The sequence below is a fragment of the Moritella sp. 36 genome, assembly GCF_018219415.1.
In the GTDB taxonomy this organism is placed as follows: Bacteria; Pseudomonadota; Gammaproteobacteria; order Enterobacterales; family Moritellaceae; genus Moritella.
Genome location: NZ_CP056120.1, coordinates 766,377 through 785,581, shown reverse-complemented (window position 1 = coordinate 785,581; position 19,205 = coordinate 766,377). Strand labels below are relative to the sequence as shown.

The following is a 19,205-nucleotide window of genomic DNA, read 5'->3' as shown; positions in this document are numbered from 1 at the left end:
ATTTACACTTATGGGTCAGTGTATATATACTGTATATAAAACCAGCCTGATAAAATAAACAGGGTACAGTATGCTAACGCAACTCACTATTCATAATTTTGCTATCGTTAAATTTTTAGAACTTGAACTAAAGTCAGGCATGACAACCGTAACTGGTGAAACAGGTGCAGGCAAATCCATAGCCATTGATGCGCTTGGTCTTGCTTTAGGTTCTCGTGCTGATGCCAGTACAGTTAGGCCCGGCGAGAAAAAAGCTGAAATCAGCGCCATTTTTACCGTAGAAGAAAGTTCTCTCGCCTACAGATGGCTAGCAGAGCACGAATTAAATAATGAAGATGAATGTATCCTGCGCCGTGTTATCACTGCAGAAGGCCGCTCTAAAGGCTATATCAACGGTGTCCCCGTCCCATTGCAACAACTTAAAGCACTGTCTCAATTTTTGGTTCAGGTACATGGACAACATGCACATCAAACTTTATTAAAACCAGAAATCCAATTGGCGATCCTCGATGGTTATGCCAGCCATACAAAATTACAGACGAGCGTCCGTGATAGTTACCGAAATTGGCATAATTTAGCGGATGAAGAAAAGAAACTAATACAAAACCAGCAACAACGGGCAGCCAGACAACAGCTATTACAATATCAAGTATCAGAGCTTGACGAGTTTGCCTTAGCCGATGGTGAATATAGCCAGATTGAAGCTGAACATAAACTTTTAGCCAACAGCACTGAATTAGTCCAAGAGTGTATGACGAGTTTAGACACACTGTATGAGAATGAAGACAATACCATCTGCAGCATGTTGCAAATGGTAACTCAGCGTTTAGAAAACTTGCTAGACATGGATCCAAAATTAAAGTCAATCACAGATACCTTGCAAGAAGCTGTTGTATTAGCCGAAGAAGCCGGTAATGAACTTCGCAGTTACACAGATAATCTTGACCGCGACCCTGAACAATTTGAGTACCTTGATGAACGTTTAGGTAAGGCCTTAGAACTCGCACGTAAACACCAAGTACCCGCAGATCAGCTCGCAACACATCATCAAATGCTAAAATCTGAATTAGACAATATTGCCGGTGACGATGAACGAATTGAGAGTATCAAGCTAGAGCTACAAGAATCTGAAGCTAAGTATCATCAACAATCAACAAAACTATCATCAAGTCGTCAAAAATACGCAAAGCAGTTAAACAAACTGATCACGGCAAGCATGCATGAACTGAGTATGGAAAATGGTTGTTTTGAAATAACCCTTGAAAGCAGTGAACATAAAACACCAAATCCACAAGGTTTGGATGATATTAATTTCTTAGTTTCAACGAACCCAGGGCAACCATTACAAGCACTGGGTAAAGTGGCATCAGGTGGTGAGTTATCACGTATAAGCTTAGCAATCCAAGTGATCACAGCGCAGAAAATATCAACACCAACGTTAATCTTTGATGAAGTAGATGTGGGCATCTCAGGGCAAACCGCCTCTATTGTTGGCAAACTATTACGTCAATTAGGCAATAAAACCCAAGTCATGTGCGTGACTCATTTACCGCAAGTCGCATCCAAAGGTCATCAACAAATGTTTGTGAGTAAAACCACCGATGGTAAAACTACCGAAACCTGCATGAAGCCCTTAAGCCAAGAAAAACGTATTGAAGAGTTAGCGCGTTTACTTGGAGGAGACAAGATCACCGCATCGACGTTAAGTAATGCCGAAGAAATGTTAGTTTAACCCCCCACATTAAAGACAATGCGGGAACTAATTCCTGCTTTTGTCTTCTAATTGGCTTAACTCTAAGTAAACCGACTAAATACATCGATTTACTTCACTCGCCAGCCGAGTTACTATTTACCTATCTATATGGACTTAATTAGTAAAATACTTATGCGCTTAAAACACTTACTTATTGCAGGCTTGGCCATCTTCAGTTTATCGGGCTGTTCAATTCTTGAAAAACTAGTTTATAAAATTGATATTCCACAAGGTAATTATGTCGAAGATGATCAAGTAGACAAATTACGTGTTGATATGACGAAAGAACAAGTTACTTTTGTACTTGGTAGTCCAATGTTGGTTGATTCATTTGACCGTGATGTGTGGAATTACTTATATCGCTTCAAAACAGGGCGTGGCGAAGTAACAAGTAAGCAACTGGTATTAACCTTTGAAAGTGATAAGCTGAAAACGGTGGTTGGTGATTATCCACTAAACCCTAACTTTTCAACGCCACTTGATAGATAAATTAAGAACAAGAAATTATTGATAATATAAATCACAACCTAAATTGAGTTGTGATTTATATTATTCTCTATCTTATTTTTTGGCCTGTTTTTTCGTGAATCCGCCCATCTTCTTTGGCTTTTTCAGCACGGCGCTTGCGCATCTCTTTAGGGTCGGCAGTTAATGGCCTATATATCTCAACACGTTCACCATCTTCAACCACAGTATCCAATTTGATTAAGCGACTATAGATACCTAATTTATTTTTATTCAGCTCAATCTCAGGATATTTGACTAATATACCCGATGCTTCAATCGCTTGTTGGGCAGTCGAACCTTGCTCTAAACTTACCGTAAAAGTAATTTGTTCTTTCGGTAATGCATAAATAACTTCTACCTTAATTTTGGTCGACACCATAAACCTCTTTTGCACGCTCTGTAAAAGATTGCACCATGTTATTCACTAAATCAGAGAAAATACGCCCAAACGCCACTTCCACTAATTTACTGCTGAATACAAAATCTAGATCTAAAGTTACTTTACATGCGGTTTCATCTAACGCTTTAAACGTCCAACCACCTGTAAGTTTTTTAAACGGCCCATCAACGAGATCCATTTTTACTTCTTGCCCAGGTATTAGCGTATTCTTAGTGGTAAATGTTTTGCTAATACCGGCTCTGGCAACGTCAACTGCTGCTGTCATTTGATTATCATGCTCATCTAAAATGCGTGTACCAGTACAACCTGGTAAAAAATCTGGGTATGCATTCACATCGTTTACTAAATTAAACATTTGGTCAGCGCTATACATTAACAGTGCGCTGCGTGTTATCCGTGGCATACGTGTTCCTATATTGAAAACAACAATCAAAAAATTAAATCGCTTACTAATGGCTCAATCTCTCTCTGCCAGTAGTAATAAGTAGCCAACTTTAGCATTTATCTGCATAAAATTCATTTGTTATTCCGTGCAAAGTAAGACTAGTACTAGGATAAAATTCGATTTTGTTATAAGATTTATAACATTAAATTCCGTCAATGATGGGTGCATAAAGATAAATTATGGCTAAGAAAAAACCAAAAAAAAGCGAAAACACCATCGCGAGAAATAAAACGGCTAGTTTCGAATATAAAATCGAAGATCGCTTGGAAGCAGGATTAGAACTCCAAGGTTGGGAAGTTAAATCATTACGCGCCGGTAAAGTAAACATTACCGAAAGTTATGTGTTTATTAAAAACGGTGAAGCATTTATGTCTGGTGCGCAGATCATGCCACTCGACGCCGCGTCGACACACGTAGTTTGCAACCCGACACGTATTCGTAAGTTATTATTAAACAAGCGTGAATTAGAAGTACTAGCAAGTAAAGTAGACCGTCAGGGTTATACTATTGTTGCAACATCAATGTACTGGAAGCAAGCTTGGGTCAAAATCAACATAGGTCTTGCTAAAGGTAAGAAAGAGCACGATAAACGTTCAGATGTGAAAGATCGTGAATGGAAAATAGACAAAGAACGAATGATGAAACACAAAGTTCGTTAATGTGTTGCAATTCTACACTATTAGCGTAGAATTTTAGTTCTGGGGTCGATTTAGGATTCGACGAGATTCACGAAACCCTAGGTGCATGTCGAGGGGCGGTTGGCCTCGTAAAAAGCCGCACTGTTATAGTTGCAAACGACTCTAACTACTCTCTAGCAGCTTAGGCTAGCTAGCCATCATTTAGAACCCTGCCCGAGGGTCTCTAATATTGTATGGTCATTAAATATCGGGATCGCGTGGACTCTTCGCTCGTAGAGAAAGCGCTAAACTCAATCGAGCACGCTTTTGTTCGGCCTGTCACTCGGCTTAATAAAAAGTTAAATTAATAGAGATGACTAAACATGTAGTACCGCGGATGTAGGTTTTTCGGACGGGGGTTCAACTCCCCCCGACTCCACCAAACGCAAGTTAGAACGGCACCCTCCTAAGTGTCGCAGCCCATTGAATGGTTTGATTCAATGGGCTTTTCTTTATCTAAAATTCAGAAAAAGCTTATAAAAAACAGTTTTTTTTAGTAAGTAAATCAATGGAGTGGTTATGAATAAGATAGTTTTAATGATTTGTCTGTGCGTGTCACTTCAAGGTTGTAGCAGTTTCGGTGGTGGTTCAGCATCTGAAGCTCCATCGATATTAGGTGGGGAATCTAAAGAAAAAGAGAAAAGTCCTCTCCTTGGTATTACACAATTCATGGCTGTAATGTCACTGCTAAAAACCCAAGTAGAATAAGTTTAGCGAATACAGTAATTCATAACACGTTGCTGTTTATAGCAATGGTGCATGAGGTAATAATGAAACATTTAAAATTAATCATCTTTCTTTGTCTGTTCAATCAAGGTTGTAGCTTCCATTCTAACCTGCCAATGAACCAGCCAGCAAACCTACCAATGAACCAACCAATGAGCCCGATTCAAGCGTTAGCGCCTGTAACAGTTGAAGATGCCATAGAAGATCAACCAATTAGCGTTGACGGGTTAGGCTCACAGCCAATTGATCCAAGTGATATCGTTTATGACGACGGTAAGAAACTAGAAGAACCTAAAAAAGAAGCTGAGTCAGCGCAAAAAAATGCGAATAATGACATTAAAAATATGTCTGATACCAGCGACTTTATGCCAAAACCAAAGTCTTATTGGATGTAATCAATAAACAAAATGAAAAACCAAGGTTTTACGCTACTCGAATTAGTGATCGCCATTATTGTATTAGGCATATTAGCCGCAGCTGCTGTGCCTAAATTTATAAATATACAAGACGATGCTAAAGATGCATCACTGCATGCAGCAAGTGCGGCATTAAATAGCGCGGCTAATCTCATTCACTACAGAGCTCAGTTAGACGGTGTTAATAAATTAGAACGAAGTACTGTTAAGATTAATGGCGAAGTCGTTAATCTTTTTTATGCATATCCTTCTGGCACGCCTGAAAATATAAATAAAATCGTAACCCTAGAAGGATTTAAAGTTCGTCTTGGTAGATACATTGGTACAACTATCATCAGCCTTGAAGACTCAAATGATACTGGTGATGCTTGTATTAAATATTCGCAGGCAAGTTCCAATAGTGCTTTTAAGATTGGCGAAGGAACATTGATACCAACTGGCGAATGTTTATAAATAATATAGGCGCGTAAAATGAGTCTATGTCCCACAAAGCATGGACGCATACTCTTAACAACAAACAGATTTAGCACCAAGGCTTCATCAATCAAGCAGCCCTTCTTACCACCCCAATTAGCTTTTAACATTATGAGGGCTCTCTGATGTAGCATTACTTTCTAAGCTACTATGCTTGGCTGAATGATAACTAAAGCGGTGTTGGTTGTTTTTCACTTTTCCGAAAAAAGTATAGTTCCACAAATTTTTTGCATACGAAAAAAGGGTTGCCTCGCTAGCCGTATTAACCAACAAAGGGAGATTTTTCCTAAAGACTTTAGTCGCGGGGGCTAATCGATAGTGAGGGATATTAGGATAGAAGTGATGAACTTGATGTAAGTTGATGTGGTGGCAGAAAATGTTCCACCATGAGATGTTACGGTCAATAGTTGTTAAGCTACCTTTCAACGGTGTCCACTCTTTATCAGAATGCCAAACCAATTTCTCATCATTATGCTGTAAGAAAGTGATAATGATAAAATAGTATGAATAAACTTGCAGGGGAATAACATAATACAAAAGTACGTTCACTGCGCCATATTGAAATGACAGCACGGCCAAAAATAGGAACATACACATAACAGCAAAGAGTGACGTTTTCATTTTACTCTTTCGGCTTTTAAACAAAGGGTCAGTGTAAGAATAATGATTGATTCCATGTCTTGAAATCCCAACCAAATAGCACCAATAGGCAAAACCACTTAGTGCCAAGAGTGCACTGGCTTTACGGCTTACTTTACTGCCTTCTCGAACCGGGCCATATCCTTCATCTTTATCAATATGTCCACAATACCTATGGTGGTTTCTATGAGTAAATTTCCATTGTTCATACGGTAGTAACAAAAACGAGTGTACTAATAGACCAACACCATCGTTGATTAGTCTATTTTTAGAAAATGCTTTATGACCACAGTCGTGTCCCAATAAGAAAAATCCCCAAAAACACTTACCTTGAAGAAAAAAATAACTTAACCAAGCTATTTCAAAAAATGGAGAAGAAAGGGATTCAAAATAATAAATTGCGACCAAGAGCAACACTAAAGATAATGCTAAATTAACTAAAAAATAACTGATAGAAGTTAGCGTATTACATTCAAAATACTTCTTTGGCATTGCGCGCCGAATATCTTGTAGAGTTACTTGTTCTTGCTTGCTATCCATAAAATTAAATCCCGATGTACTGTTAACTTAGTATCAAACAAGTTACTGATGCTGTCGCTAATAACTTCCCTGAAGCGTCTAGTAAGCGTCCTTCACCCACTGCTGTTTTTCTACCAGTGTGAATTGCATTACCTTCACAAATAACTAAGCCTGTTTCGATCGTAATTGGTCGAATAAAGTTTACTTTTAGATCGATAGTGCTAAACCCTACTCCCTGCGGCAAAGTGGTATGAATTGCGCAGCTTATACAAGAATCTAATAGTGTAGAAAATACACCGCCATGTACTCCACCAATAGTGTTGTAGTGATATTCTTCTGCGTTAAATTCAAAGCGCATATAACCCTTATCTACGTCACAATTATCGACCCCCATCAAGCTCATAATTGGTGGCATAGGAAGATCACCATCAGCTATGCTTTTTAAATAGTCGTAACCACTCATTTTCATTGCGCTTTTAGCCCCAATCATAGGATCTGCCCAATCAAATGTTCTTGTTCTGTTTTCAATGATGTTTTTCATATTCACATTCCTTTGTTGTTTAAATATTTAATCGTCGTTTCTTCGGACCAATATCTTCCCTTAGATTTAGGAAGTACGAAGCCCACATGTCCGCCATATCGAGGCATTAAAAGCGATAAGTTCGGATTATTTTTAACTTCATTGGTTTGGGTCCATGAATTTTTGGAAGAAGCCTTTCTATCCTTTTTGATATATCTTGTTTTTTAAAAATAGATGACATGAGAAAGGAAAGTTGGCTGTTTAACACCCTGTTTTGATCACTTTGAATTCGACGCATACGACTAAATCCGTCCTTGAAATATTGTTATTTACTTTAAGCTATTAGTATTCTTTCTGTGGTTACCAATTAAACTCTCATTTCACTGTGAGCCATTTGAGTTTTTAAGCTTTTGAAATAATACGAGTTTTAACTTTTCGTTCATAATGGCGTCCTTATAAATATTAAATTTTAGCTGCTTGAGTCGCTATCAATCGACCTCAAAAATGTAACAAAACGGTTACAACCACGCCACAAAATCAACAATAAAGAGGTATAAACGTGATCTATGTAGCTATTTTGGAGTGGCAATGTGATTTGTTGGGTTAATATACAGCCTTACGTACTGCACAGAACCGATACCAATGAAGAAAGAGAAGTAAGGTTTTCGCAACTTAAACAATAAGCAGTATCTTTAGATACAAGAGTTGGTGATTGCTCACCGCCATAAATGGCGATGCTTCATAGGTCGTTAGCTACAGCCTGTAAATATTACAGGTCTAACACAGCTTCACTATGCAGAAACGGTCAATCCATCCGCTTTTAATTTAATTATGCCGTAATGACGAATATTCTTTGATGCGTTAATGTCGCGATCATGTTGAGTGTTACATGATGGACAAGACCAATGACGGATATTCAACGGCATATCTTTTACCTTATCACCACAGCATGAGCAAGTTTTAGAACTTGCGAACCACTGATTACACTTAACAAGGTGGACTCCGTACATTTCAGCTTTATAAGATACCTTATCAACAAAGCCAGACCATGAAGCATCCGAAATATGACGGCTTAATTTTCTATTCTTTAGCATGTTTGATGATTTCAGAGTCTCAACTATTACCGCTTGGTTATCGTCAATAATTCGTTTTGATAATTTATGCTGAAAGTCATTTCTAGCATTGCTGACACGTTCATGTGCCGACGCTAGTTTTAAACGTGCTTTAGAGCGGTTACGAGAACCTTTTTTAGTTCTGCTTAATGCCTTTTGCTTTTTTCTTAAATTGCTACAAGCATTCACAAGAAAGCGAGGGTTAGCGGTCTTATTACCTCGATCGTCAATTAAGTAATGTGTCAATCCAAGGTAATAACCTGACACGCTTGTAATGTGCTTTGATTTAACTGGGATTGCTTCATCTGACTTAACTAATAGCGATGCAAAGTATTTTCCGCTTACAGATTTTGAGATAGTAATGCTTTTAAGTGTACCGACTAGCTCACGGTGTATACGTGCTTTTATGGCGGATAATTTAGGTATTTTAATCGTGTTATCAGTGGCTTTTACGCTCGTGCAGTGGTAACTGGATTGTTTACCATGCTTACGCTTAAAGGTCGGAAAACCTGCTTTAAGTTTCTTATCAAAGAACCTCTTGTAAGCACCATCTAGGTTAATAACTGCTTGCTGCAGTGCAATAGAATCATATTGCTTTAACCAACTATACTTACGGGACTTCTTGCCTTTAGCGAGTAACGGTTTTAAGTCTTTTTGTACTGCAAGTGATATACCTTTTACACTATAAAAATGTTTCTTAATGTGCAGAGCTTTATTATACGCAAACCGAACAGCACCAAACTGAGCATTTAAAAACTCTGCTTGGTCGGCTGTAGGGTAAATACGTACTTTTGTTGCTCTTAACATAATAAACCTCTGTATATGCGTACAGTATCATACCACAAAATAACAAAGATCAAAGCGCTACGCACTTTCACCTTGTATCCCCGCCCTGATCGGGCGAGGGTTTACGGCGTTAACTGCTAATGGTAGTCCACTCCTCCCATCTGCTTAGACTTAATTCCAGTTAACTTTCCGCCCTCAAATGTTAACTTCACTTCAAATTCACCACCCACAGACGCATTCAAAATATAACGATTATATGAAATTCGTTTGAATGACTTTTCGTTATTAATTATTTCCACTACTTCTGAATGTGTCATGCCATTGTTACTAATCAACAGATCACCACCACTAACACGAAAAAAATCTTTTGCATAAGAGAGTGATGAAAATGAAATTGATATGATAAAAAATATCCATAGAAATTTTGACTGCACGAACTCGTCCTTAAGTTAGCTAAATTGAGTTGGTACATTAACAGGAAAAACAGAGAGGATAAATTAGCATTTCATATAGTAAATATATGTTCGTATTACATTTACTTGAGAGGTTTAAGAAACTAAAAAGCGCCCCAAGAGGGCGCTTTGATTCATTTTTATGACATTTATATTTTAACGTTAATAACCTTGCTGACAACAGCACCATCATTATCAATTACCTTCAATGTCACAACATGGTGACCGTATGAAGGAAACATTGCCGTAATAAGGCGACCACGCTTAGTCTTACCGTTCGGTAATTGCCATTCGGTATCAACAATACGACCATCACTGTCAGTGCTCGTTGACCATAATGTTACTAGACGACCTAAGTGAATATATTTCGCACCAACTTCAGGTTCAACATTTGGAGCAACAACATTAATAGTTTCCGATACAGTAGCTGTTTCGCCATCATTATCAGTTACCATCAGGGTTACCGTGTAGCTTCCGCTTTCAGTATACTTCCATACCGGAGAAATTTCATTGCTGATCTGACCGTTGCCAAAATCCCATAGATAACTATCAATTTTACCATCGCTATCAGTACTTCTATTTGTAGTTGTTACTTCAAGTCCATCAACAACAAGGTCAAATATAGCTTGAGGTGCAACATTCGGTGTCTCTGAATAAGAAACTTTGAGTACGCCGTATTCGTTGTTATCTGCCTGATTTAGTACATCGATAACGAGACCATATTCTGTCACAATACGCCCTGAATCTGGCGCTTCTGGTAAACTGTAGTCTTGACTATCAGCAAAATGACCATTGGCAGCAAGATTACTATCTTCCAATACATTGCCATCACGAGCAGTCAAACTAAATTCAGTTTGATCATGTAACGAAAAAGCGGCATCACGAACTTGAAAACGAGTTTGTGCCGGAAGACCAGTATCCGCCCATAATAGCGCGTTCTGATCAGCATCTAAAATACCAAGCCAACCTTGACCAGGATGTTTACCTACCGCGTTATCCTTAAATGAATCATCAACGTACCAAATAATCAGTCCAGGTTCGAAAGTCACTAGTTGACCCATACGTTTAATATTGCTTAAGCCTTCATCAACGTCGTTATGACTACGCCATTGCAGTAAATAATAGTGGTTAGACTCGTAGAAACCTGTGTTGCTCTTGAAGCCATCAAGAGTAAATGTCGACGTTGATTCTGCATCATCAATCAGCGTACGGTCACCATCACTAATCAGAGCAATGTTATCAAGGAATAGTCCTTTCATTGCTAGGCCACCATCCGTGATGTAATCAAAACCAAGCGTAACAGTTTGCCCAGCGTAATCCGACAGATCAAATTCAGCATCGATCCAACCATCAGATTCACCACCAATCGCTGGCGCTAAACCAGTATTAAGCGGATCATCTAGAGTAGTAATATTACCAGAGATTGGTTTACCGTTAATCAGCACACGTGCAAAGTCATAATCCTTTTCTATTTGATACCAAGCTTTAAATACCAGTTTAACGGCATCTGCCGCTGGAATATCTAAGCTTCTGCTCATCGAATTGTTCAGACTGTCACCCTGTTCGGAATGGAACTGAGCAGTCCCTTCGAACGGTTTTAATCCTTCACTTTTCTTCATCGGTAAGTCAATGCGTACCATGTTAGGGCGATCGTTATCTGTAGTTTGGAACAAGGTAAAGAATAAATCTTTCTCCTTTAGCTCTTCAATAGACAATCGTTCGTCATTGATCCAGCGGCCACCAATTGCGTTTTGCAAGAAGGTTTTGGCCCATGAACTGAATGCTGTCGGTTGAGTGCCACCAATTTTACCAGCCCAACTACCAGAAGACATGATTGACCAGTAAGAAACAGGTTCGCCAGCGCCAGTATACTGAGTATCATACTCATCAGGCAGGCCTAAATCGTGACCATATTCGTGCGCACAAACCCCTGCTGCAGCGTCTATTGGCTGCATCGTATAATCAAACGCTGCATAGTTACCATTGAATTGTTCCGGTACAGAACTCGTCGTTCCTTCAAGCACATATGGCTGACCCAGATTAAAGCGGTGTGACCAAATCGCATCAGGACCCAGTACACCACCACCCGCTTCTTCGCCAACAGAGGCATGGAATACCATGAGATGATCGATAACACCATCAGGTTCACGGAAGTTACCGTCACCGTCAAAGTCATAACGATCTTCGATATCATAATCGGCCAGATTCACACTCGGATCTTTAGCGAGCTGTGCCAGGGCCTCGCGCACTAACGCTTGTGCATTTTTGTCATTGTCGGTCGTTTCAGAGTTACCACCGTAATACGCAGCATTCTTTTCTGCTCGATACCAGCCTGTAGCTTGACCAGAAACACTATAACTATCTCCAGATTCTTGCTCATAATATTGACGCATAGAGATTAAGTTATTGCCTTTCGGGCCAGTGTAGCCTGTATCTGAGAATAACAGGGTCTGATAATGTTCTGGTGGATAGCTAGGATAAAGCATCGAAGTATGCACTTCAGTCAGCTTGTTATCATCCCATGGAAGGTCGGGGAAATCGACTAAAAGAGCCAACACTTTATCGGTACGCTTATTCGTAACTTCCAGTGCAAAGACACTCGATTTTTTCAATCCCTGTTGTTTCTCGATAACATTAATAATGCGACTTTGGTGATGTTTGGCTTGTTTACCAAATTGAGCATCACCACTAAATCCATGTTTTATTTTATTATCTAAGTAACTTTTTACTGCATCAGACCTTTCCTGTAATGACGCTGAATCATCAAGTAATCCCCTGCGAACCAGCATTTCGGCCAACTTATCCTCATTAACGACCCCCAAGTCTACTGGTGTTTTTGCATGTACAGCATTGACACCAAGTAAGCTGATGATCGCGGTTGCAACCAGTGTATGTTTGAGTTTTTTCATTATATTTCCTTGTTATTATTTTCCATTTTAATATCACTACACTCCGCAGAACCTATTCATGAGGATTCAGCAAACATGTTGATTGAATCCTTATGAGCATTCTCAATCGGGATTATTCAGGCGGTAGAATGCAGGCATTTTCTTTATTAGAATTTTCAGGTTCCGAATTAGGCATTACTGCGTGTAAGTCGTTAGCAGTATTGATGTTAGGAGCATCACTGTCGGGATACACCAAATGCTTTCGATTACTCGGTTTATTCATGCTGCTATGCCGCTGTTTACGCTGTAAATATATTGTCAAAGCCTTTTGTTGCTGTTCGCGGTTAAGGCCTTCGCAAATGACACCTCTGGCTATCAAGGCACCGAGTAACCTTTCATTTTCATCCGCAGGAACAGAAGCAAACACCAAGTGACTAATAAGCGACATCGCCAAACAAAAGACTATTTTCATTTAACCACTCTTCATTTGTAAATTATTTGTAAAGATACTGTTAAGTTATTACCCATGTTTTTTTTTGCAAAATAAATAAACTAAACTTGAGAGGTATCCCATAAGTAATAGATATGATTCGTGCGCACGTCACACTTTAAGTATTTTCATAGCTATGATTCATAACACTGCAATCATAAACACGCCCTAAAACGATTAATAATTAACCACTTAATATATATTCATAGGCGATATCATCTATCGGAAATATAAATTTCTCAGCTTGGGCTTCATCAGTCAGATCATGGGATATTTAAAATAAGAGGGAGGAGAAGTAATAATGGCGGATATGACTAGATTTTAACTATTCAACCAGATAACAAACGAGTTAATGATAGATTGGGTTACACTAAATTAAACTCTTATAATGATATTTATTCCTGTATTGACACATACTCTAATGCTTGTGAATATTAATATTCAAAGGTTACATTATGAAAATGTTTGCTATCTATTATATTGGTGTGTATTTTTCAAACGTCAGCAATGCTGTCGTTCGATGAAAGCATAAAAGCAGGAGCAGGAGCAGGAGCTTATAACAGAGTGTATGAATAAGGATGATTAAATTTAAATGGGGTGCAAGAAAGGGGGGGGGATCAGTCATTGATAAAATTAAGTCTGAGCTTCTATATAAATACAGTTGAGTTTAGAAAAATAAAAGTCCAACCAGCTCAAAAATGGACTTATCTATGTCAATATGACCTTCATAAACGGCCTCTAAGTTCGTTGTTATTATCGAACTTATATTCGATAATAATTAACCCGCTTTAAGCTTGAACACATTACCGCAGTGATTACATTTATAAATACTGCTATATAATAATTTTTCAAACCAATTTCGATTCACTCTCTTCACTATCGCGTTTTCACAACACTTCATCTTTAATCCTCTTTCCCAAATGCACCTATACAACCTGACTATAAAACCATCTCTTTGATCCTTTAATTTTAAACATAATTAACTAGAATAAAAATTCAAATATTCAAAGACTTACTTATTATGTTACATTTAACAATAGGACAGATAGTCATATTAAATGCAATAAAGTGCACTTGAAAACAACGGAGAAGTTAATGGACAAAACAGACCTGAAAGTAGCGATTGTAGGAGCAGGATTAAATGGCCTTGCCCTTGCATTATCCCTACGAACCTTTGGCATTGAAGCAAGTATTTATGAAAAAGCAGATAAACCACGAGTCGATGGAACAGGTATTATCATGTGGCCAGAAGGCATGCAAATCTTGGCCGCACTGACCGATGCCGAAAAAGTTAAAGCTGCAGGTAACAATGTTGACCTTGTAACGACATTAACTGCGACATCAGAAATGATTAACCAATTATCGGTGCAAGCAATAGACAGTAATGTTAACGCCCCTATCGGCCTATTTCACCGTCGCGATCTCTATCAACTGCTATTAGACGCTTACGGGGAAGATAACATCCAGACAGGTCAACACTGCAGCGTTGAAAACGAAGTCATCCTCATTAATGGTAAGCCACTTATTGCCGATGTGATCGTAGGTGCAGATGGTTTATTTTCTAACGTTCGTCAGTTTGTCGCACCAGAAGTAAATATACGCCAACCGGGTGTGTACTGCTGTCGTGGGATTGTTGACTTTAACACTCCTGAGATCAGTGATGAAGAATGTTACGTCTTTGCGGGCATGCAATCTCGAATTGTGACCTATACTTATGACCGAGGTAATAATTCTAAATATTGGTTTGCAGCATGTCCAGTAGCGGAAGGTGAAACGCTTAATAAAGCGTGTATTTTAGAACAATTTGCCCACTACCCACCCTTTCTACTTAAGATGATAAAAAGCACACCTGAATCACAAATTATGCCATCGCCTTTAGCAGATATTGCCCCATTTTCACAATGGAGTCGAGACAACGCGGTGCTACTAGGAGACTCATGCTGTTCGGTATTACCAACCATGGGAATAGGCTTTAGCTTAGGTATTGAAAATGCCTATATTCTCGCGCAAAGTCTAGCGGCTAACTTTAATCATATCCCACATGCACTACAGCGTTATCAGCATCGCGCGCAACAACGCTCACACGATTTGCAAAATATTACGCATCGATTGAGCCAACTGACTTATACCGAAGCGTTTAACCCAGCTGAAGTACAATCGCTGTATCAGCAATTTATAGCAGTAAACACTCACTCCGTATTTTAACTTTAGATGTAAAAAAGCCTATTGAAATTCCACATCAATAGGCGCTCTTCTAACCTTAACTAATTTAATGCTTTAACACTATCACGTTCGACTAAAGTCGGTTCTAATTCAATAATCTGATTACTTTCAATCTTTGACTTAATTTGTTCCAGCAACATATCGACCGCTTTTTGTCCTAAGCGATGTTTCGGCTGGTGAATCGTCGTTAGTGAGGGGGTCATGTATTTAGCGAGTTTAATATCATCGTAACCGATAATAGATAAATCTTCCGGTACTGAAATACCCTTTTTACTGGCGCTATTGATCACACTCATCGCCATCATATCGTTACAAACAAATAATGCAGAGGGTAATGGGCCGTTGGCAACCATTTCGGCAAACGCTTTTTCACCGCCTTCGCATTCAAAGTCACCCGCTGTAATCCATTTCGGATTAATGGCTAAGCCCGCTTCTTCCATGGCTTGAGTAAACCCAGCAAAACGCTGCTGTGCGGTTAATTTATCTAATACACCAGTAATACAACCGATCTCGGTATGACCTTTAGCAATAAGATGTTGTGTAGCCATATAACCACCGCGATGAGAGTTATCTTGGATCTTATCGCAAGGAAAATTGGTTGGGCCCCAATCCATCACGACTGTCGGTACTGGTTTGTGACGTTCAAATAGATTAAAACCTTGGCTTTCAACTTCACTACACATCAACATTAAACCATCGACACGCTTTTGTAATAAGATATCAAGATTAGCATGCATACGTGTAACATCACCTTCGGTATTACACAGAATTAAATTATAACCATGCTCATAGCAACGACGTTCAACACCTTTCAATACTTCACCAAAAAACGGATTGGTCGAGGTCGTTACCAGCATGCCAAATGTTTTGGTACTTTGGACTTTAAGACTACGCGCCAATGCCGACGGTGCATAACGTAACTCTTCAACAGCCGTTCGCACTCGCGCAGACACATCGTCACTGACATAGCGTGTATTATTTAATACATGACTCACTGTTGACGTTGATACACCTGCATGTCTTGCTACGTCTTTAATTGTTGCCATTAGCTAATTTTGTCCATCATCTTGTATTGTGAAAGTAAAGTATTGTTCGCGTTAACCTTGTAACGCTAAAAAAGCATCAACATCCGACTTAGTTGGTATCGATGTTTGTGCACCGACACGCGTCACTGAAATTGCAGCCGCAGCATGAGCAAAACGAATCGCATCATCCAATACTAAGCCCGCTTGCAGTCCTGCTAACAAACCGCCATTAAAAGTATCACCTGCAGCCGTGGTATCTACAGCATCAACACGGAAACCTTTAACTTGTTTACCCTTGCCTTCTCGACTGATCCACACACCTTGGCTACCTAAAGTGATCATTACCTCAGCAATGCCTTTATTATGTAATACATCCGCAGCCACTTGCGCCGATACCATATCGATCACTTTAATGCCCGTTAATAATTCCGCTTCGGTTTCATTTGGGGTGATCAAATCAATAACCGATAATAACTCATCGTTTAATGGCTGTGCAGGAGCCGGGTTTAATACGACACGTGTACCCACTTTTTTTGCTATTTTAGCGGCTTGAGTAATAGTTGCAATCGGCGTTTCTAATTGCATCAATAATGTATCAGCTTGCGCAATTAACTCGCGATGTGGGTTAAGTCGTTCTGGGCTTAAGCAAGCATTCGCTTCTGCCGAAATACAAATACTGTTTTCACCGGTTGCCGCTACTTGGATCATAGCGATCCCAGTCGGTGTATCTTGTTCCACCATCACAGCTTGGGTATTGATACCATCACGATCAAACTCGTTAATCATATTACGGCCAAAACTATCATCACCAACACAGGCAATAAATGCAATATCGGCACCTAAACGTGCGGCGGCAACGGCTTGATTCGCCCCTTTACCACCTGGGATCACGGCATAACTATGGCCAAGTAAAGTTTCGCCTGGACGCGGAAAAGAAGCCACTTGTAAAACATGATCAGCGTTAACGCTACCTAACACAACTAATTTATTCATAAAGAAGCCTTAATACTTTGTAACTGATGAGAATAAAACATGACTTAATTGCACTATCTTAATAAGACGCTCTTAATAAAACTAAACTATCCACAGATGCGATTAAGTCATATTTTTCAATATTGAATTGATAGGAGTAAAGGGAATAACGGTTAACGTTATTCCCTTTTGGTCATTTTATGACTTAGTGATCACTTTTAACGGTACAGCGATGCTCTTCTCTACAGACTGACCTTTAAGTATTTTATCAGCAGTTACAACACCAAGAGCACCAATTAACGCAGGTTGTTGTGCAATTGTCGCACCTAAGATACCGCGATTAACGGCAGCAATACCGTCTTTAGTGCCATCAAAACCAACGATTAATACGTCTTTACCTGATGCTTGAACGGCACGTAATGCACCTAATGCCATTTCATCATTTTGCGCGAATACAGCTTGTACGTCTGAGTTAGCAGCAAGCATGTTTTCCATTACGTTAAGGCCTTTAGTACGATCAAAGTCAGCGGGTTGGCTACCTAGCAAATTCATTTTATTTTTATCAACCGCTTGCATGAAGCCTTTACCACGTTCACGTGCCGCAGATGTACCTGCGATGCCTTCTAGTTGGATAACTTTTGCATTAGCGCCAATCGTATCATTTATATATTGACCGGCCATTTCGCCACCAGCAACGTTATCAGAAGCAATGTGGCTCACCACTTTACCACGACTCGCACCACGGTCTAATGTGATAACTGGAATATTAGAACGGTTAGCCATACGGATCGCATTCGATACTGCGTCTGAATCCGTTGGGTTAATTAAGATCGCTTTTACGCCACGTACAGTCAGGTCTTCAACGTTCGATAATTCTTTGCTTGGATCGTTCTGTGAATCCAGCACAATTAACTTATAACCTAATGTTTTTGCTTTCGCTTCCGCACCTTCTTTCATTGTTACAAAGAAAGGGTTATTTAACGTCGACACCACCATTGCAATCGTATCTTGCGCCATTACCGTTGCACTGAAAGATGCTGAAACTACAGCAGCAGAGATCAAGGTTGCTAATTTTTTCATTACATATACCTTCTTTTACGTTAATTCTGCTGCCTCAGATAGGGTATTGAGGTTCACAGGTTATGTATTACGACTCTTTTATCGTACTTTTATTGTTATTATTGTTATTCTTCTGTTTCTTATTTCTTTTTCGTTTCAACTAATACTGCAAGTAAGATCACTACAGCTTTAGCAATCATCTGGAAGTATGAAGATACATCCAATAGATTTAATGCATTATTTAGGAAGCCGATAATTAATGCTCCGATCAGCGTACCCATAATACGACCTTTACCACCAGCAAGACTGGTGCCGCCGACGACTACAGCTGCAATCGCATCTAATTCATAACCCATACCAGCGGTAGGTTGTGCAGATGATAAACGTGATGTCACAATCAAACCAGCTAATGCAGCCAGTGCACCACAGATGGCATAAACACCCATCTTCACTTTATCTACGTTAATACCTGATAGACGTGTCGCTGCTTCGTTGCCACCAAGAGCATAAACATAACGACCAAAACGCGTATGATTAAGTAAGTACCATGCCGAAGCAAATACCATCACCATTAACCAGATTGGTACAGGCACACCTAATAAATAACCCGTACCGATCCATGAAAAACTATCGGCAACATCAGTAAAACCGGTTGAGATTGGACGACCGTCGGTATATACCATGGTTACACCACGCAATAATGTCATGGTCACCAGCGTCGCAATAAAGGCTTGCACCTTACCGATGGCAATAATCATACCGCTCATCGCACCTAATGCTGCACCTGCAAATAATGCCACAGGAACGGCTATCATCACTGATACTTCCATTGCTATTAATGACGCTGCAAAGGCACCACACAGGGCTAATACTGAGCCAACACCTAAGTCAATACCGCCAGTTAAGATCACTAAGGTCATACCCACAGCGATGATCGCGCTCACCGATGTTTGACGTAATATGTTTAAAATATTCCCCACAGTGAAAAAGTGAGGGTTTAAGAAAGACACCACCACAATCAACAAAATTAAAGCGATTAATGATTTTTGTTCAAACAACCATTCTTTAGTGAAAAATTTTCTGGTTAAAGTTTTCGTCATAACATCACCGTTCACATTGTTA

General features: G+C 39.4%; 19 protein-coding genes and 1 other RNA gene. 8 read left to right on the top strand and 12 right to left on the bottom strand.

The window, feature by feature from the left end; all coding sequences use genetic code 11:
* Positions 1-70: 70 nt before the first annotated feature.
* Both recN and bamE read left to right on the top strand, forming a co-directional pair.
* Positions 71-1,732, top strand: a complete 1,662-nt coding sequence (recN, locus tag HWV03_RS03620) for a DNA repair protein RecN (RefSeq protein WP_211678497.1) — start codon at positions 71-73, stop codon at positions 1,730-1,732.
* Positions 1,733-1,885: 153 nt separating this feature from the next.
* On the top strand, positions 1,886-2,242 hold the full coding sequence (bamE, locus tag HWV03_RS03615) for an outer membrane protein assembly factor BamE (RefSeq protein WP_211678496.1): 357 nt from the start codon (positions 1,886-1,888) through the stop codon (positions 2,240-2,242).
* A 67-nt stretch (positions 2,243-2,309) separates the two neighbouring features.
* Here bamE and HWV03_RS03610 read toward each other — a convergent pair whose 3' ends face one another.
* A complete protein-coding gene (locus HWV03_RS03610) occupies positions 2,310-2,639 on the bottom strand; it encodes an RnfH family protein (protein ID WP_211678495.1) in 330 nt (109 codons plus the stop codon).
* Entirely contained in the window at positions 2,620-3,063 is a 444-nt protein-coding gene (locus HWV03_RS03605; RefSeq protein WP_211674106.1) for an SRPBCC family protein, read from the bottom strand. Before HWV03_RS03605 ends, HWV03_RS03610 begins: the two co-directional genes overlap by 20 nt.
* A 221-nt stretch (positions 3,064-3,284) precedes the next feature.
* On the opposite strand from HWV03_RS03605, the gene smpB reads away from it, so the two are divergent.
* The 5 genes from smpB (at position 3,285) to HWV03_RS03580 (ending at position 5,377) form a co-directional block, all read left to right on the top strand.
* Entirely contained in the window at positions 3,285-3,764 is a 480-nt protein-coding gene (smpB, locus tag HWV03_RS03600; RefSeq protein ID WP_211674105.1) for an SsrA-binding protein SmpB, read from the top strand.
* 41 nt (positions 3,765-3,805) lie between these two features.
* Positions 3,806-4,164, top strand: a transfer-messenger RNA (tmRNA) gene (gene ssrA, locus HWV03_RS03595).
* Positions 4,165-4,301: 137 nt separating this feature from the next.
* The gene (locus tag HWV03_RS03590; RefSeq protein WP_211678494.1) at positions 4,302-4,490 is read left to right on the top strand and encodes a hypothetical protein; all 189 of its coding nucleotides are present in this window, start codon (positions 4,302-4,304) and stop codon (positions 4,488-4,490) included.
* A 62-nt stretch (positions 4,491-4,552) separates the two neighbouring features.
* Positions 4,553-4,903 (top strand): hypothetical protein, encoded by a 351-nt coding sequence (locus HWV03_RS03585; RefSeq protein WP_211678493.1) that lies wholly within the window; start codon positions 4,553-4,555, stop codon positions 4,901-4,903.
* 12 nt (positions 4,904-4,915) lie between these two features.
* A complete protein-coding gene (locus tag HWV03_RS03580; RefSeq protein WP_211678492.1) occupies positions 4,916-5,377 on the top strand; it encodes a type II secretion system protein in 462 nt (153 codons plus the stop codon).
* Between the two features lie 117 nt (positions 5,378-5,494).
* Here HWV03_RS03580 and HWV03_RS03575 read toward each other — a convergent pair whose 3' ends face one another.
* The 6 genes from HWV03_RS03575 to HWV03_RS03550 form a co-directional block, all read right to left on the bottom strand.
* On the bottom strand, positions 5,495-6,577 hold the full coding sequence (locus HWV03_RS03575; protein WP_211678491.1) for a fatty acid desaturase: 1,083 nt from the start codon (positions 6,575-6,577) through the stop codon (positions 5,495-5,497).
* 22 nt (positions 6,578-6,599) lie between these two features.
* Positions 6,600-7,097, bottom strand: a complete 498-nt coding sequence (locus HWV03_RS03570; protein WP_211678490.1) for a PaaI family thioesterase — start codon at positions 7,095-7,097, stop codon at positions 6,600-6,602.
* 770 nt (positions 7,098-7,867) lie between these two features.
* Positions 7,868-8,995: an RNA-guided endonuclease TnpB family protein gene (locus HWV03_RS03565; RefSeq protein ID WP_211678489.1), complete on the bottom strand. Its 1,128-nt coding sequence runs from the start codon at positions 8,993-8,995 to the stop codon at positions 7,868-7,870.
* 116 nt (positions 8,996-9,111) lie between these two features.
* Positions 9,112-9,408 carry a hypothetical protein gene (locus HWV03_RS03560; protein WP_211678488.1) on the bottom strand — a complete coding sequence of 99 codons (297 nt, stop codon included), beginning with the start codon at positions 9,406-9,408 and terminating at the stop codon, positions 9,112-9,114.
* Between the two features lie 167 nt (positions 9,409-9,575).
* A complete protein-coding gene (locus HWV03_RS03555) occupies positions 9,576-12,335 on the bottom strand; it encodes an immune inhibitor A domain-containing protein (protein WP_211678487.1) in 2,760 nt (919 codons plus the stop codon).
* 112 nt (positions 12,336-12,447) lie between these two features.
* Complete coding sequence (locus HWV03_RS03550; protein WP_211678486.1) at positions 12,448-12,786, bottom strand: hypothetical protein; 339 nt, start codon at positions 12,784-12,786, stop codon at positions 12,448-12,450.
* A 1,113-nt stretch (positions 12,787-13,899) separates the two neighbouring features.
* Here HWV03_RS03550 and HWV03_RS03545 point away from each other — a divergent pair.
* Entirely contained in the window at positions 13,900-15,009 is a 1,110-nt protein-coding gene (locus HWV03_RS03545) for an FAD-dependent monooxygenase (RefSeq protein ID WP_211678485.1), read from the top strand.
* Between the two features lie 59 nt (positions 15,010-15,068).
* Here HWV03_RS03545 and HWV03_RS03540 read toward each other — a convergent pair whose 3' ends face one another.
* The 4 genes from HWV03_RS03540 to rbsC all read right to left on the bottom strand — a co-directional run bounded on the left by HWV03_RS03540 (position 15,069) and on the right by rbsC (position 19,183).
* Positions 15,069-16,073 carry a substrate-binding domain-containing protein gene (locus HWV03_RS03540; protein ID WP_211678484.1) on the bottom strand — a complete coding sequence of 335 codons (1,005 nt, stop codon included), beginning with the start codon at positions 16,071-16,073 and terminating at the stop codon, positions 15,069-15,071.
* 51 nt (positions 16,074-16,124) lie between these two features.
* Entirely contained in the window at positions 16,125-17,045 is a 921-nt protein-coding gene (gene rbsK, locus HWV03_RS03535) for a ribokinase (protein ID WP_211678483.1), read from the bottom strand.
* A gap of 177 nt (positions 17,046-17,222) precedes the next feature.
* Complete coding sequence (gene rbsB, locus HWV03_RS03530; protein WP_211678482.1) at positions 17,223-18,104, bottom strand: ribose ABC transporter substrate-binding protein RbsB; 882 nt, start codon at positions 18,102-18,104, stop codon at positions 17,223-17,225.
* A 119-nt stretch (positions 18,105-18,223) separates the two neighbouring features.
* Positions 18,224-19,183, bottom strand: a complete 960-nt coding sequence (rbsC, locus tag HWV03_RS03525; protein ID WP_211678481.1) for a ribose ABC transporter permease — start codon at positions 19,181-19,183, stop codon at positions 18,224-18,226.
* Positions 19,184-19,205: the final 22 nt, after the last annotated feature.